Source organism: Poritiphilus flavus (assembly GCF_009901585.1).
Classification (GTDB): Bacteria; Bacteroidota; Bacteroidia; order Flavobacteriales; family Flavobacteriaceae; genus Poritiphilus; species Poritiphilus flavus.
Genome location: NZ_WXYO01000005.1, coordinates 61229 through 76787 on the forward strand (window position 1 = coordinate 61229; position 15559 = coordinate 76787).

A 15559-nucleotide genomic window follows, 5' to 3' on the forward strand; every position below is an offset into this window, starting at 1 on the left:
CCCGGGTGTAAAAGTATTAAAAAAGAACCACCTGTGAGGTTCGGATATCTAAAAAGAACATACCCTTTTTTGTTGAAAATTAAGTTTGGGCGGCCCTGATGGGGCAATTAAGAAAATGACATGAAAAGAAAATTGAAAGAGGAATTGGTAAAATTGTCAACAGACATTATTACCTCCAGAGGGCTTACTGAAATTCCTCAGTTATATGAAAGTGCCAAGAATCTGTACGAAAAATTAGCTGTACTCAAATTCATAGATGAGAAGTTGAATGACATCGAGATCGATGTATCCAAGAATGCTATCGCCTCAAAGTTCGAAAAAATGGCGAGCGCGGTTATGAACGAAAACAAGTCGGTACCGGAGTCTAATCCTCACGAAGAAGATATCATCACTCCCGGCATAGATACCATTAAGGATATGGTATCCGAAATGCCTGGCGGGTCGGAGATCAATCAGTTCTTTGCCGAGTTTGTTGCAAAAACGGAGGTTGTCAAAAACGACAAGGAAGAGCTAACCCCTGAGGTTGAACTCCCGAGCAAGGAAACGAAAGCTAAATCTCTTAACGATACGCTTTCCAATAAGGATATTAAAGTTGGACTGAATGACAGACTCGCTTTTGTAAAGCATCTTTTTAATGACAGTACAGAGGATTTCAACCGTGTGATATCCCAGTTGAACACCATTGACACTGAGGAACGCTCTATTGCTTTTATTGAGAATATGGTCAGGCCGGATTACAATGACTGGCAAGGGAAGGACGACTACGTTAACCGATTTATGGGTTTGATCGAAAGGCGTTTTGCCTAATAATTCAATACCGTTTTAGCATTTAAAGTCCCGCTGCCAGGCGGGCTTTTTTTGTCTGCTCCGGAGGCAGCTAATTTTAGTATCTTTAGAATTCGCGAAACGACCACAGCTATATTTTATGAAAACACAAAAGATTGTTTACTGGATCGCCACCTCCCTCTTCAGCGCGATCATGTTGTTCTCTGTTTACAATTACTTTTTTAATCACGAAGCAATAAAAGGCTATTTTGAGGCTTTTGGCTATCCAACCTACCTGGTTTATCCTCTTGCCATAGCAAAGATCCTGGGGTTAATTGCAATTTGGGGGAATTTCTCAAAATGGTTAAGGGAATGGGCTTATGCCGGCTTCTTCTTCAATACACTTTTGGCTTTTTTTGCGCATTATATGTTCAATGGGGCGGATTATCTGTTCTCTCTGCTAGCACTTGCAGGGGTATTACTGTCTTATTTTACAGGGAGAGCCGTTCGGCCCTGATCACTTATGGAAAAACTGTATTTAGTCCCAACGCCTATTGGTAACCTGGAGGATATTACGCTTCGGGCAATTTCGGTATTAAAAGAGGTAGATCTTATTCTGGCTGAAGATACCCGGACCAGCGGAAAACTTCTGCAACGTTATGAGATCAGTACCCCGATGCAAAGCCATCATATGCACAATGAGCATAAAACCCTGGACGGGATCATTAAACGCCTTAAAAGTGGTGAACAGATCGCATTGATCTCGGACGCCGGAACCCCTGCAATCTCAGACCCGGGATTTCTGCTTACACGGGCCTGCGTGGAGAACGACATCCCTGTGGAATGTCTGCCTGGTGCGACGGCTTTTGTACCGGCCCTGGTGCAAAGCGGCCTTCCTAACGACCGATTTGTATTTGAGGGTTTCCTTCCACCTAAAAAAGGAAGGCAAACCCGTTTAAAACAGTTGGCCGAGGAATCCCGCACCCTGATCTTTTATGAATCCCCCTATAAATTACTCAAAACCCTATCGGATCTTTCCGAATACTTTGGGGCGGACCGAAGGGTCAGCGTGTCCCGGGAATTGACAAAACTATATGAAGAGACTATCAGGGGAACTTTGGAAGAAGTACAGGAACATTTTAAAAATAAAGCTCCTAAAGGAGAATTGGTAATCGTAGTGGCAGGGAAAAAAGATGGAAAAACTTCTGGATGATATCAGGTCTTGCGTGGTGTGTGAATCCTATTTGCCATTGGGTCCAAGGCCCATAGTAGCGGCACATACCGATTCCAGGATCATTCTTATCGGGCAGGCACCCGGGGCCAAAGTTCACGAGACGGGTATACCCTGGGATGATCCCAGTGGTAAACAGCTTAGAAAATGGTTGGACGTTTCGGACCAGGTCTTCTACGACGAAAAGAAAATGGCCCTGATCCCTATGGGCTTTTGCTATCCTGGAAAAGGCAAATCCGGAGATCTGCCTCCCCGGCCGGAATGCGCTCCGCTTTGGCACGGCCCCTTATTAGAACCCATTGCGGATGATGCATTGACATTACTTATAGGCGGATATGCTCAAAAGTACTATTTGGGAGAACGGGCACAGGCTAATCTTACCGAAACCGTTCGAAACTATCAAGAATACCTGCCTCAATACTTCCCCTTACCACATCCTTCACCCCGTAACCGCTTTTGGCTTTCAAAAAATCCCTGGTTTGAGGAGGAGGTTTTGCCGGAGCTCAAGGCCCGTGTCAGTAAACTTTTGCTGTAAAGAGAAGTAATCAGTCGGCAAATAGATCTACAAAGGAAAAGGACCTGCCGCTGAAAAGGCCTTTATCTGAAAGTTTCAGGTCCGGGATTACGAGCAGCGCCATAAAGGAGAGTGTCATAAATGGAGCACGAAGTTGGCTTCCCAGGGATTTCGCCATGCTGTCCAATTCCTCGTAAGCCTTTGCGACCTCCAGGCCTCCCTTGTCGCTCATTATACCGGCCACGGGTAGCGCCAGGCATTGATGTCCCGCATCGCTGACACAAGAAATTCCCCCTTTGTTCTGAATGATAAGGTTTACGGCTTCGCACAAAGCCTCGTCTGTGGTTCCGACGGCAATGATGTTATGCGAATCATGGGCAACCGAACTGGCGATAGCACCTTTTTTGAGTCCAAAGTTCTTAATGAAACCCACCGCAGGTTCAGTATTCTTATAGCGATTGACCACGGCCACCTTGAGGATATCTTTTTGGATATCGGACGAAAGGCCTCCCTTGTGGACCGGGATCGAAGCCTGAATCTCGTTGGTGATCAACTCCCCGTCCAAAGCTTCAATGACCCGGATATTTGAGGAGTCCGCGGAAACGAAAAAGTCTTCCGGACGCCTGGGATCGCATTCAAAATTGTTAGGCGTGGAAAAGGGAACAGTACCTATTAATGATCGGTTGTTTTTTGCTACACATTCCCCGTTGATGAAGGTTTGAAGCACCTTAAAATCCACCAGATCGTCTATCAGGATAAAATCCGCGGCATCTCCTTCGCGAAGCTGCCCTACATCCATATTGTAATGGGCAATGGGGTTCAGACAGGCTGCCTGAAGTACTTTGAAAACATCCATGCCTTTGGCTACGGCCCTGGCGCAAAGCTGATTGATATGTCCTTTAACCAGATCGTCCGGGTGTTTATCGTCTGAGCAGAACATCATATTTCCGTAGTGTTCTGGCAACAGATCGATCAGCGCTTCAAAATTCTTGGCTGCGCTTCCCTCGCGTATAATAACTTTCATGCCCCGTTCCAGTTTTTCCAGGCCCTCGGCATAACTGAAGCATTCGTGGTCCGTACTAATGCCTGCCTCGATATACTTTTGCAGCTCGGGGCCCATCAGGCCAGGGGCGTGCCCGTCTACCGGCTTTTTGTGGGCATGGGCATGGGCTATCTTTTGGTAAACCTCCTCATCGTCCGTCAGTACCCCGGGATAGTTCATCATTTCCGCCAGGTAATAGATATCCGGAAGGGATAGTAATTGATCGATCCCATTGGCGTCGATAGTAGCGCCCGATGTCTCAAAACTAGTGGCCGGAACACAGGAAGGCGCTCCAAAATGGAATTTTAGCGGTACTTTCCGCCCGTTTTCTATCATAAAGCGCACCCCATCAGCGCCCAATACATTGGCTATCTCATGAGGATCTGAAACCGTTGCCACAGTACCTTGCAGCACTGCAAGCCTGGCAAATTCCGATGGTACCAACATGGAACTCTCAATATGAACATGCGCATCAACGAAACCCGGAAGAATAAAATGATCTGCCGCCTGCTTTATCTCGCGGACGGCGCTTATCCTGCCATTACTAAAAAGAATCTCCGCGGGATAGATCCTGCGGCCTGGAATGTCTACCAGCTGCCCATTAATTCTTGTCATTTACGCGTGCTTACCTTTTTCCCAACCGTGTTTTCCAAGATATTGTTCGCCGCTTTCCACAGCACCGGATTCAATAGTAGTTCCCATGGAATCATTCCATCGGTTGAGGTAACCGAATAGGGAGATTACCCCAAGCATTTCAACGATCTCTCCTTCATCCCAATGTTGATACAGCCGCTCCTTGATCTGGCTGTCTACGGCATTCGGAATTTGGGAAGCCGCTAGTGAAAAATCCAGTGCGGCCCTTTCAGCCTCGGAGAAGGCGGGGTGAGTGCGGTATTCCCATATGTTGTCCAACTGTTCCTGCTCCGCGCCGTACCTTTCTGCAGCTCTGATCGCGTGGGCCTGACAGTAGCGGCAACCTGTAGAATTGCTGCTTACCCAGGCGATCATACGTTTTAGGGCTGAGGAGACCCTTCCTTCGTTGGCCATTACGGCTTTGTTCAGGTTGATAAATGCTTTTGAAATAGCTGGCCTGTGCTGCATAGTGAGCACAGAGTTTGGGCAAAACCCAAGGGTCTCGTTGAAAAACTCTGCGAGTTCTTTGGTCTTCGGATCGTGGTTCGGATCAAGGGGTTGGACAAGCGCCATAATTGCGTTTTTAAATTGTATTTTTGAACCCACAAGAAACAAAAAATAATGAGCACTACAAATCATATCTCCACCAAATGGATGGGCAATATGGCCTTCGAAAGTACGAATCCATCAGGCTTAAATCTTACTATAGATGCGAGTCCAGATGATGGGGGCGAAGGTAAGGGGCTACGCCCAAAAGCCCTGATGCTGTCCAGTTTGGCCGGCTGTTCCGGCCTGGATGTTGCCTCCCTGATCAGGAAAATGAAGCTGGAAGTGGATGATTTTTCCATAGAGACGATCGCGAACCTTACAGATGAGCATCCGAGGTATTATGATTCAGTTACTGTTGAGTACCACTTTCACGGCAGCAATTTGAAAGAGGAAAAATTGAATAAGGCTGTGGATCTTTCCGTTGAGAAGTACTGCGGCGTAATGGAGATGTTCCGAAGGTTTGCCGAATTAAAAATAGTAACCGTTTTTCATCATAAAAGTTAATACAAGTAATACGCAATATCATTGCAGGAAGAAACACTAATTTTGATTATAACAGACAAAATAAGGCGTGTTTCATTTCAAATTTCGTCTTAGTACTTAAAACCTAACACCTAAAACTGAAATTTCTACACGAGACTCATGCGCTGGACCCTCAAACCGAAACCGGATGCTGCCAAAACACAGAAGCTGGCCACTGAGCTGAATGTGGAGCCACTGGTAGCGCAATTATTACTCCAGCGTGGAATTGACAGCTACGATGAAGCCAGGAAGTTTTTCCGGCCACGGTTGAGCGACCTGCACGATCCATTTCTTATGCAGGATATGGACAGGGCGGTAGACCGTATCCGAAAGGCCATCGAGAATGAAGAAAATATTTTGGTCTATGGGGATTACGACGTTGATGGTACCTGTGCTGTGGCCCTGCTTTCTTCATATCTAAAGAAGAATTATCGCCGAGTGGCGATTTATATACCCGATAGGTATACCGAGGGTTACGGGGTTTCTTTGCAGGGGATAGATTATGCTGAAGACAACGGGATAAGCCTGATCATTGCCCTGGATTGCGGGGTAAAGGCCATTGAACAGATCGCATATGCCAAAGAAAAAGGTATTGACTTTATTGTCTGTGATCACCACAGGCCCGGAAAGGAACTTCCGACGGCGATTGCCGTTCTTGACCCTAAGCGCCAGGATTGCCACTATCCTTATGACGAGTTGTGTGGTTGTGGGATCGGCTTTAAACTTGTTCAGGCATTAGCTCAGGGTTCCGGTTATAAAGTAGATGATCTCATACCCTATCTGGACCTGGTCGCTACGGCAATAGGAGCAGATATCGTTCCGATAACCGGAGAGAACCGGGTGCTGGCATATCACGGCCTGAAAGTGATCAACTCCAATCCACGGCCCGGGTTTAAAGCAATAATCAATACCATTAGTAAGAGCCGTTTGAGCATAACCGATGTGGTCTTTATTATCGCTCCGAGGATCAACGCGGCCGGAAGGATGAAACACGGGGAATATGCGGTGAACCTGCTGACGGAAACCAGGGATGAGCAAGCCAGGGTCAGTGCAAAGGAAATTGAACAATTCAATACGGATCGCAGGCATCTGGATCGCGAAATTACAAAAGAGGCCCTGGCTCAGATAGCCCATAATCAGGAGGAAGAGCGGTTTACCTCCGTGGTATTTTCCGAAAACTGGCATAAAGGGGTTATCGGGATTGTTGCTTCTCGCCTTACCGAGACCTATTACCGACCAACCCTGGTTTTTACGGAAAGTGGTGGAAAGTTGGCGGCCTCCGCTCGCTCTGTAAAAGGCTTTGACGTATATAATGCCCTGGAAGGCTGCTCGGAGCATATAGAGCAATTCGGAGGACATAAGTATGCAGCTGGTTTAACCCTGGCCAAAGAGCAATACGGGGCATTTAAGGAAAAATTTGAAGCGATCGTAAAAGATAGCATCGATCCGAACCTGCTGGTACCAGAACTTTTAATAGACTCCCAGATATACATCGGTCAGCTAAGGCCAAAACTCTATCGGATCCTTAAGCAATTTGCACCTTTCGGTCCGGGAAACCGGGCCCCGGTCTTTATGGCGAACCGGCTGAGAGATAACGGTTATGCCAGGGGGGTGGGAGAAGAGGGAAAACATTTAAAACTGAGTGTAGTTCAGGAAGGTGGTCTCCTTGGAGGAATTGGGTTCAATCTGGGTGAAAAGCTGGATCTGGTAAAAGATGGTAAATCTTTTGATGCCGTGTTTAGCCTGGATGAAAATGAGTGGCAGGGCAGGGTGAGCCTGCAATTACGCCTAAGGGATATTCGGGAATCTACGGCTTAACAACAGTCAGGAAATGAGGCGGTAATGAATATGTAGTTGGATGAACCTTATAATATATTATTTATAATTAATCTAAATAAAAATAAATTAGTAGATTTGGATTTGCTTTCTAAACATCCCTCTACCATGCAGGAAATTGATCCTATTTACTATAACAAGCTGGGTATTTGCTTCTATTGGAAGCGAGGCACTGTCAAAGACATTCAAAAAGTTCAGTTGGTTTTCCGGGACAGCTGTATACTTTTAAGCCCTGAAGAGCTTCACAAGTTTTACGATTCCATATCCACATTGGCGACAGAACCACCACTTTGTTCGGATTGCAAAGAAAATGATTCCTGCAGGTCTCTGCTTTTGGAAACCCCTATACCACAACTGTGTTTTGCAGTAAGCTACAAGGAACTCCAGGGGATTTCCGACCTGATCAGAGGCACACTTTTTCAGTTGGATCTGGAAAAATACCTGGATAAGCTCTGTGGCAATTAGGTTTGCAGTTTGTGTAGCCTGAGTTTTTTACCGTCGAAAACGGCATAAGTGAAGTAGGAGATCCAGTCTCCCAGGTTGATGTATGTAGAAGATTCATTTAATGGGATCTCCATGGGGAGATGGCGATGCCCAAAGACAAAATAATCGTAATGCTGCTTTTCCAGTTTTCTCTTGGAATATTGTACCAGCCATTCCTTTTCTTCACCCAGGAATTTAACATCCTCATCTCCGGAGATCAATTTGTTTTTTAAGGAGAAATACTGGGCGAGCCGTACACCCAGGTCCGGGTGCAGCCACCGATAGCACCACTTGGCGAGGGGATTTGTAAACACTTTTTTCATGCGTTTATAGCCCTTGTCTCCGGGCCCCAGCCCGTCTCCATGACCTACAAAAAATGAGGTATCGTTCAAAAGATATTGTTGTGGTTTATGAAAAACGGGAATATTCAGCTCCTGTTCAAAATACCCATTCATCCACAGATCGTGATTGCCGACAAAATAGTATACAGGTATTCCGGAATCAGTAATTTCTGCCAGCTTTCCCAAAGTTCGGGTAAAGCCTTTAGGGACTACGGTTTTATACTCAAACCAAAAGTCAAACAGATCACCTAGTAAAAAAATGGCCGCCGCATCCTGTTTTATTTCGTCTAACCAGGAAACAAACTTCTTTTCCCTCTCCAGGCTTTGAGCCATGTCTGGTGCCCCAAGATGGTTGTCACTGGCAAAATAGATCTTTTCGCCTTCGGGAAAGCTTATGGTTTTCATTTGGCAGTAAAGATACGTAAAGCGTTGAAGCTCCCAAACGCTCGCCTAGTTGTCTGCAGCGTACCACTCCGCATAAGCGGTTTCCGTCTCTCGCAGTTTCAGAGAGTGCAGCTTAATGGTATCCGGCAGCCTCTTTTGGATCTTATTCGCAAAATCCACCACCATATTCTCACTGGTAGGCTGGTAGTCCGCAAGGATGATCTTATGGCCCCTTTTCTCCAGTTCCCGGGCCAGTTCTATATGTGGGGTATTCTTATTAAAAACCGTGGCGTGATCAAAGGGGTCCACCACTTCTTCCTTGACGATCTTTTTCAGGTCTCCGAAATCAATGACCATACCCAGCTTTACGTTCGAAGTATCCGTAATCGGCTTTCCAATCACGGTTACGGACAACTTATAACTGTGCCCGTGTACGTTTTTACATTTACCATCATAGCCGTATAGCGCGTGGCCGGTTTCAAAGTTGAATTGCTTTGTGATTCGAATATTTTCCATGAGCAAGATTTGCTCTGCAAAGGTAGGTAATCTTTGCAATGGAAGGTCCGAATTCGGATTCAGGAAGCTTCTTTTGTCAACACCCCTACCTGATCGTATTTTTTTGGCCTTACTTTCAAGCCGAACAGCGGCCTGATAGCCCTCCAACGGCGAATCCCAAACTCATAAAGTATCCAGGAGATCCCGAAAGTTCCCAGAGTGAGTACCAAAAACTTGGGAACAAAACCCCAATTGAGGTCCATTAGGTAATACCCAATGCTTATGGTTACGGTCTGATGGAGGATGTAAAAGGGATATACAGCTTCATTGCAATAGGCGAGCAATTTACTGGGTTTGTTGAGGTACCTGGCACCATAGCCGAATATGGCTAATATCCATGACCAGAGGTTGAAAACTTTCAAAAAAGCCTCTGTAAAATGGCGTACAGTGCTGTCTTCAAATGTCAGAATGGTTGCCAGCCAAACTGTAAATCCTACTATCCCACATTTAAGAAACAGGCGCCGTCGCTGAGCGGCAATTTCCCAGAAGTTATTGCGGGAGGCCATCAAAAGAAAACCGTAGAAAAAAAGGAAAACATAGAACACCAGGGTGAACCAATCCCCAACCAAGGCGTGAGTAACCGGAAAGAAGGGTTCCAGAAAGGCTTCCGCAAGATACAGCGGAATAATAAGCCAGAACAGTCCAAAAGGCTTATTCATTTGCCTGCGAATCCATCTCAACAGCCCATTATCGGGATTATTTCTCAATTTTAGAAAAGCAGGGATCAGGATCAGGGAGAACAAAAACAGATAGGGAAGGAACCACAGATGATGCCAGCTAAAATTCCCTTCCGCATAGATGCCTATAAAAGCACGGGACGGCCAGAAATCCAAATATCCACCTTGAAATTGCCCGTTGGCCAGGCGCTCGAAATATACCTGAGGCGGAACGATCAACAACATACCTACAGCAAGAGGGATATACAGACGTACAAAGCGCTCCAAGGCAAATTGCTTACCCGATCTTTTATTCAAAGCATAGTAGGTACCCATACCGGATATTACAAAAAGTATGGGCAAACGCCATTGATTGAGGAACAACATTGGGTAGCGCAACCACCCATAGATATCGTTGTTCTTAATATGCCAGCCCCAGGGGACAAAGAACATGCCCACATGATATAAAATGAGTAAACCAAAGACCAACACCCTTAACCAATCCATATCGTACCTACGCATAACTTCAGAATTTTTTCCAAAGTTAGGCGGGAAGGAGATGCGAAATTGAAAGTTGTGATGATGAACAAGGATTTGTGATGAATGTCAAGGCAGGGGATCAAACAGCCTGATAATGCGCCTCAAATACCGGGATCATGTTTCTGGAGACCGTAACAATCTCATCGGAATTCTGAAGTTGCAAGCGGTAGCCCTGGGCATTGCCGCTAACGGAACTAACGTAATTCATGTTAACCAGATAAGAACGGTGCGTTCGAACGATATAGTTCAGAGAGGCCAATTGATGCTCAAGGTCCTTAATGGAGATCCGTTTAAGTAGTTTTTCTATTGAATCATTGTTTAGAAGACAGATCTCCACATAATTCCCTTCCGAGCGCGCAAAAATGAATTCCCGGCTTTCCAGGTGAAAGTCGTCACTCTTTAAATGTGTTTTTATAAAGATCTTACTGTTGTCTACTACCTCCTTTTGCCTTCTTTCAAGGTTACTGGCCTTTTGCATGTTTCTGTAATAAAGCCTGCTGAAATTGGCGGGGACCAGAATGAGAATAAAAAGGATCCCTACCATAAAAGTGTTCCTGACTTCCTCGATCAGATACCCCAGACACCAGTTATAAGGATTGTCATAAATAATATCCCTGATCAGGAATTGTCCTATTCCGGTGAACAATAAGAAGGTTGCGAGCGTTGCAATCTCCTTACCCACATTCCAATTATTTCTAAGTCGTGGAAAAACCCTAAAAAACAGGAAAACAAGAAAAAACAAGAATAGCGCCGTAAGGGTGTGAACAAAGGATATCGCCAAATAACTCATTCTATGTTCTGCCGTATTCACATTGAATGGCATAAAGAAGTAATTGAATCCAAACCCCATTAGAAAGAGTATGCCGAGAATGATGAAAAATGACTTTCCCTCGTAATAGAAGGGGTAGGGTTGTTTTATAAACTTTCGGACAGCAAAGCTCATAGGCTACGGCAGAATTACCTTTTAAACCTTCTTCTTCGGCGAACTCTATTGATCAGATATACCACTACTACCAAGAGGGCCAGCAGGGGAAGGACAATATCACTATTAATGAAATTCAGAATATCCATAAGTCTTATTTCTTAAATGCGCTTAAGGCCGACTTGGTTTCTTCGGAAAGTGCGAGCCTTCCGGACATTTCTGCCCGTTTTTCCAGCAGATCACCCCAATCTTCCGTGCCTTCCCACAGAACCTGTTTCATCTTTTGCAGGGCCTGAGGGTTGTAAGAAGCCAGTTTTTGGCATAAGAAATGAATTTCTTTATCCATGGTCTTGATATCCTCAAAAACCTTTGAAAACAAACCTTTTTCCTGTGCCCAATAGGCGTTCTTCCATTCTGTAGGGGCGAGCGCCATTTCGGCTAGTCCTGCTTTTCCGATCTTTCGTTCTACAGCCGGGGCAATAACCAGAGGTGCAATTCCGATAGTTAATTCGGACAGCCTGGTGGCAGCTGCCACCGTTGCCACGGCGTAATCACAGGCCGCTATCAGCCCTACACCTCCACCAACGGCCTTGCCTTGGATCCTTCCCACTATGGGTTTGGTACATTGACGCATGGCATTGATTACTTTGGCGAATCCCCCGAAAAACCGCTTTCCTTCCTCCAGGTTGGAGATGCTTATCAACTCATCAAAAGAAGCACCCGCACAAAAAGCCCTGTCCCCTTCAGATCTTAAGAGGATCAAGGAAACCTCATCGGCCTCCGAAAGTTTGTCAAATTCTTTGGCTAATCGGTCCAGCAGTTCTCCTACAAAGGAATTACTGGCCGGATGGCCGAATTCTACTGTTGCGACCCGGTCTTCTATCTTGGTATAAAGGCTTCCGTTTTGCCTGTCTGTCCCCATGACTGTTGTTTTATCCAAAATTAAGCCTTTTGCAAAAGCGGGCGAAATTTTCGCCTAAACTTGAATACCAGGGCCCCACCGCGGATGGCCATCCAGACTACAAAGGCTATCCAAATTCCGGCCAGCCCCCATCCCATGATCTTCCCCAGGAAGAGTACGGGCACAAAACCCAAAAATGTGGCCAAGATCAGTACATTTCTCAGATAACGCATTTCGCCAAGTCCCTTAAAAAGCCCGTCAAGCACAAAAGCAACGGTATTCATAGGAAAGCCGAGCAGTACTATAAAGAAAACCGAATAGAAAGTATTCAGGACGATCGCTTCGTTGGAGAACAGCTCACCGGCCTGCCGGTAAAATACAAATCCCAAAAAGGTAAGTACCAAACTTACAGCTCCGCCGTACCAGCTTATTTTTTGTGCAAGTTTCCAAAGGCCATTGTAGTCTTTTGCCCCCAATAGTCGCCCTCCCAGAATGTTCCCCGCTGCTCCGTAACCATCGATAAAGAAAGCCGCGAAAAGCCAAAGATTGATCGCAATGGTATGGGCACCAATGACGGCATCTCCCAATGCTGTTGCCTCCCTTACCGCCAGTATCAGAGCGGTATTCAGGGCTATGGCCCGAACAAAAAGGTTGAGGCTCATCACTACAAGTCGACCCAGTTCCGGATGTATGGGAAAGCGAAGTCTCAGACTGATGTCCGTCTTCGTTACCAGGAGTATAAATGCCATTATTGCCATTACCCCCTGAGCAATGAGACTTGCCCATGCGGCACCTTCCAGATGCATAGGTTCAATAAAGCCGTCATATCCGTAGACCAGTAAAAAATCCAGAATAATGTTGAGGACCGCCCCTACTATGGCTATAAGCATGGGCCAAAAGGTATTCTGCAATCCGCGGAAAATCCCCATTACGGCAAAAACGAACAGCGTTAACGGAAATCCCCATACCCTGATGTCATAATAGGCAACGCAGTATTCCAGGATCTTTCCGGAGGCGTTGAGAAGAATAAAGATCTCTTCACGAATAAAAATTGTGGAAAGCAAAAGGATACCACTCAGGGAGATATTAAAGAAAATTGCCTGGGCGGGCAGTGCTCTGACTTCGCTCAATTTACCGGCACCCAGGTACTGGGAAATTATGGCGGAAATTGCACTACGGGTCTGTCCGAGGATCCAGATCAGCATGGACAAAAAAGACCCTACGATCCCCACTGCTGCCAGAGACTCAATACCATCAATCGGAATATTCCCTACAATCGCGGTATCCGTAATGGACAAAATGGGTTCGGCGATCCCGGCAATTGTGGCGGGTACGGCCAGCTTGTTTATTGTCTTACGGTTTATTACTGCTTTCAAGATTGATAATTCTAATAATTTGGCCTACTGCAACGATTGATTTTCCGCGAGTTACAAACAAAATCATTGGCTAAATGAGTTTCTTTAACATTCGGGGATTTCCAGTATCTTTGCACTGCAGATGAACATGCCGGTGCCCGATAAAGACGCAAATTTAGACTAATAAATCCTAATCCTATGAAGAATATCCTGGTACCCATTGGCACCTCTCCAAATTCTCATGAAACCTTGCAGTACGCTGTAGATTTCGCATCTCAATTTTCCGCGCAATTGTTTGCCCTTGATGTTTTTAACTTTTCTGCCGGGGCTGGTGCACTGGCCAATATTGGAGAAAAAGTAGAACAAAGCACCAAAGACCGGTTAAAGGGTGTAATTGACCAGGTAGATGCCAAGGGTGTGGACATAAAGATCGCCACTTACAAAGGGGATCTGGTAGACGGGCTTAAAGACATCAACAAAGAGTTGGGGATAGACCTGATCATCATCGCACCAAGAAGCAACGACATCAAAGAGGAACTCTATCTTGGAAATACTTCAGGAGCCATTATTAAGAAGACCAATATCCCAACCTTGATAGTGCCCAAGGGTACCGTATTTGAACCCTTTAAGGTAGCGCTAACCGCCTTTGGTTCCGGTGTCTTAAAACGCAAGCGCGCTTTGGATCCGCTCATAACCATGAAGAACAGGTTCCGATTCAAGGTAAACTTACTTCTTGTTAAGAATCCCGGATATTCCGATGAGGACCTTAAGGTAAACACGGCCTTAATGGATATTAGCTCCCAAATGACAATAACGGAGCACGCCAATACCTATCTGGGGGTACTGGAACATTTTCAGGCTCAGCATCCGGATCTGCTTTGTGTTTTTCGACGGAAACGAGGCTTTTTTAAGAACCTCTGGGAAAAGAATACGGTTCCAAAATCTGAGTTTTCAGCCCGTATTCCCGTGTTGATCCTTAGTGTTAAGAAGGACTGATCCAAATTTCATCAATGCGATTTTGAAACTAATTTAAAAATTGGTTTCTTTGCTGTTCCTTTTAAAAAGAGGGATTAGCTCGGCTTCTTTTATTGCGAGAGCCTAGCTCAGTTCCTTTTATTTCGGGGGATTAGCTCAGCTGGCTACCCGCCCGTACCGAACGCTACGTTCGGGCGGGGAGCGCTCAAAAGCATGTACCAGGTATACGTTCTATACAGTAATGATTTTAATCGCTATTACATAGGCATGTCTGTGGATGCTAAGAAGAGATTGGCTGAGCATAATTCGGGAAGGACAAAAAGCACAAGTCCATTCACTCCGTGGAAACTGGTACATGTAGAGACGTACCATACCAGGCCAGAGGCAAGAAAGAGAGAAAAGTATCTTAAATCTGCTGCAGGGAGAAGATGGCGAAAGGATAATATAAGAATTGACATGATGGGGGATTAGCTCAGCTGGCTAGAGCGCTTGCATGGCATGCAAGAGGTCACCGGTTCGACTCCGGTATTCTCCACAAAAGCCCTCCACAGCTCAGGCAAAGGAGGGCTTTTCTTTTCAATTACCGACAGCATAGCAATTCAATACAGGCTGTCTTTTTTTAAACAGAAAATGAAGTATATGGATAGTCTTAAAGATAAGGTAGCTTATATAACCGGAGGATCTAAAGGAATAGGCTACGGCGTGGCCAAATCGCTTCTTGATGCAGGTATGAGGGTGGCGATCAGTGGCCGGTCCAGGGATAGTATTGAACAGGCCGTCAAAGATCTTGGTTCCTCCGACAGGGTTTTAGGATTGGTTTCCGATGTAAGCGTCCCAGAGGATGAAAACCGGGCAATTAAAGATATTCTGGCAAAGTGGGGCCAGGTAGATTTGGTGCTCGCTAATGCGGGTGTGGGTCATTTTGCGCCTGTTGAGGAATTGGAGTACGATGCCTGGCACAATATGATCAATACCAACCTTAACGGGGTATTCCATACACTAAAAGCCGCCATTCCAGCGCTTAAAAACTCCAAGGGATACTATATGACCCTGGCAAGCCTTGCCGGGACCAATTTCTTTGCTACAGCAGCCGGGTATAACGCTACAAAATTTGGTGTTGTCGGGTTTACACAAGCAGCTATGCTCGACCTCAGGAAATACGATATAAAGGTCACTACTATAATGCCGGGTTCGGTGGCGACTTATTTTAACAATAATGAGCCGTCAGAGAAGGACGCGTGGAAAATACAGCCGGAAGATATCGGGCAGTTGGTTGTGGACTTGTTGCTTATGCCGGCCAGGACATTGCCTAGTAAGGTGGAGATGAGGCCAAGTCGTCCGGACAAAAAGTAACC

At 45.8% G+C, this 15559-nt stretch carries 18 protein-coding genes and 1 tRNA gene; 11 read left to right on the plus strand and 8 right to left on the minus strand.

Annotated elements, in window-relative coordinates; translation table 11 throughout:
- The first annotated feature begins 120 nt into the window (after nucleotides 1-120).
- The 4 genes from GTQ38_RS10550 to GTQ38_RS10565 all read left to right on the plus strand — a co-directional run bounded on the left by GTQ38_RS10550 (nucleotide 121) and on the right by GTQ38_RS10565 (nucleotide 2531).
- Nucleotides 121-807, plus strand: a complete 687-nt coding sequence (locus GTQ38_RS10550; protein WP_161435488.1) for a hypothetical protein — start codon at nucleotides 121-123, stop codon at nucleotides 805-807.
- Between the two features lie 118 nt (nucleotides 808-925).
- Nucleotides 926-1282: a DoxX family protein gene (locus tag GTQ38_RS10555; RefSeq protein ID WP_161435489.1), complete on the plus strand. Its 357-nt coding sequence runs from the start codon at nucleotides 926-928 to the stop codon at nucleotides 1280-1282.
- 6 nt (nucleotides 1283-1288) lie between these two features.
- Complete coding sequence (gene rsmI, locus GTQ38_RS10560) at nucleotides 1289-1978, plus strand: 16S rRNA (cytidine(1402)-2'-O)-methyltransferase (RefSeq protein ID WP_161435490.1); 690 nt, start codon at nucleotides 1289-1291, stop codon at nucleotides 1976-1978.
- Nucleotides 1959-2531, plus strand: a complete 573-nt coding sequence (locus tag GTQ38_RS10565; protein WP_161435491.1) for a uracil-DNA glycosylase family protein — start codon at nucleotides 1959-1961, stop codon at nucleotides 2529-2531. Before rsmI ends, GTQ38_RS10565 begins: the two co-directional genes overlap by 20 nt.
- 10 nt (nucleotides 2532-2541) lie before the next feature.
- Here the strand turns inward: GTQ38_RS10565 and ade are convergent, their stop codons facing one another.
- Nucleotides 2542-4167 (minus strand): adenine deaminase, encoded by a 1626-nt coding sequence (gene ade / locus GTQ38_RS10570; protein WP_161435492.1) that lies wholly within the window; start codon nucleotides 4165-4167, stop codon nucleotides 2542-2544.
- Nucleotides 4168-4758, minus strand: a complete 591-nt coding sequence (locus GTQ38_RS10575; RefSeq protein ID WP_161435493.1) for a carboxymuconolactone decarboxylase family protein — start codon at nucleotides 4756-4758, stop codon at nucleotides 4168-4170.
- Between the two features lie 48 nt (nucleotides 4759-4806).
- Between GTQ38_RS10575 and GTQ38_RS10580 the strand changes: the two genes are divergently transcribed.
- The 3 genes from GTQ38_RS10580 to GTQ38_RS10590 all read left to right on the plus strand — a co-directional run bounded on the left by GTQ38_RS10580 (nucleotide 4807) and on the right by GTQ38_RS10590 (nucleotide 7557).
- Nucleotides 4807-5238 (plus strand): OsmC family protein, encoded by a 432-nt coding sequence (locus GTQ38_RS10580; protein WP_161435494.1) that lies wholly within the window; start codon nucleotides 4807-4809, stop codon nucleotides 5236-5238.
- Nucleotides 5239-5376: 138 nt separating this feature from the next.
- On the plus strand, nucleotides 5377-7074 hold the full coding sequence (recJ, locus tag GTQ38_RS10585) for a single-stranded-DNA-specific exonuclease RecJ (RefSeq protein WP_161435495.1): 1698 nt from the start codon (nucleotides 5377-5379) through the stop codon (nucleotides 7072-7074).
- Between the two features lie 126 nt (nucleotides 7075-7200).
- Nucleotides 7201-7557 carry a hypothetical protein gene (locus GTQ38_RS10590; RefSeq protein WP_161435496.1) on the plus strand — a complete coding sequence of 119 codons (357 nt, stop codon included), beginning with the start codon at nucleotides 7201-7203 and terminating at the stop codon, nucleotides 7555-7557.
- Here GTQ38_RS10590 and GTQ38_RS10595 read toward each other — a convergent pair.
- The 6 genes from GTQ38_RS10595 to GTQ38_RS10620 all read right to left on the minus strand — a co-directional run bounded on the left by GTQ38_RS10595 (nucleotide 7554) and on the right by GTQ38_RS10620 (nucleotide 13250).
- Nucleotides 7554-8321 carry a UDP-2,3-diacylglucosamine diphosphatase gene (locus GTQ38_RS10595; protein ID WP_161435497.1) on the minus strand — a complete coding sequence of 256 codons (768 nt, stop codon included), beginning with the start codon at nucleotides 8319-8321 and terminating at the stop codon, nucleotides 7554-7556. The two genes, GTQ38_RS10590 and GTQ38_RS10595, sit on opposite strands and share 4 nt — an antisense overlap.
- A gap of 45 nt (nucleotides 8322-8366) precedes the next feature.
- Entirely contained in the window at nucleotides 8367-8816 is a 450-nt protein-coding gene (locus GTQ38_RS10600; RefSeq protein ID WP_161435498.1) for a 6-pyruvoyl trahydropterin synthase family protein, read from the minus strand.
- A 59-nt stretch (nucleotides 8817-8875) separates the two neighbouring features.
- Entirely contained in the window at nucleotides 8876-10033 is a 1158-nt protein-coding gene (locus GTQ38_RS10605) for an acyltransferase family protein (protein ID WP_161435499.1), read from the minus strand.
- A 97-nt stretch (nucleotides 10034-10130) separates the two neighbouring features.
- Complete coding sequence (locus tag GTQ38_RS10610) at nucleotides 10131-10994, minus strand: LytR/AlgR family response regulator transcription factor (protein ID WP_161435500.1); 864 nt, start codon at nucleotides 10992-10994, stop codon at nucleotides 10131-10133.
- A 133-nt stretch (nucleotides 10995-11127) separates the two neighbouring features.
- Nucleotides 11128-11895, minus strand: coding sequence for an enoyl-CoA hydratase/isomerase family protein (locus GTQ38_RS10615; protein WP_161435921.1), 768 nt, complete (start codon nucleotides 11893-11895; stop codon nucleotides 11128-11130).
- 20 nt (nucleotides 11896-11915) lie between these two features.
- Nucleotides 11916-13250, minus strand: coding sequence for an MATE family efflux transporter (locus GTQ38_RS10620; RefSeq protein ID WP_161435501.1), 1335 nt, complete (start codon nucleotides 13248-13250; stop codon nucleotides 11916-11918).
- Nucleotides 13251-13427: 177 nt separating this feature from the next.
- Here GTQ38_RS10620 and GTQ38_RS10625 point away from each other — a divergent pair, with 177 nt between their 5' ends.
- The 4 genes from GTQ38_RS10625 (at nucleotide 13428) to GTQ38_RS10640 (ending at nucleotide 15557) form a co-directional block, all read left to right on the plus strand.
- Nucleotides 13428-14225, plus strand: a complete 798-nt coding sequence (locus tag GTQ38_RS10625; RefSeq protein WP_161435502.1) for a universal stress protein — start codon at nucleotides 13428-13430, stop codon at nucleotides 14223-14225.
- 192 nt (nucleotides 14226-14417) lie between these two features.
- On the plus strand, nucleotides 14418-14675 hold the full coding sequence (locus GTQ38_RS10630; RefSeq protein ID WP_161435503.1) for a GIY-YIG nuclease family protein: 258 nt from the start codon (nucleotides 14418-14420) through the stop codon (nucleotides 14673-14675).
- Nucleotides 14666-14739 (plus strand) — tRNA-Ala (locus GTQ38_RS10635). The genes GTQ38_RS10630 and GTQ38_RS10635 overlap by 10 nt, the downstream gene beginning before the upstream one ends.
- A 104-nt stretch (nucleotides 14740-14843) precedes the next feature.
- On the plus strand, nucleotides 14844-15557 hold the full coding sequence (locus GTQ38_RS10640) for an SDR family oxidoreductase (RefSeq protein ID WP_161435504.1): 714 nt from the start codon (nucleotides 14844-14846) through the stop codon (nucleotides 15555-15557).
- The last annotated feature ends 2 nt before the right edge of the window (nucleotides 15558-15559 follow it).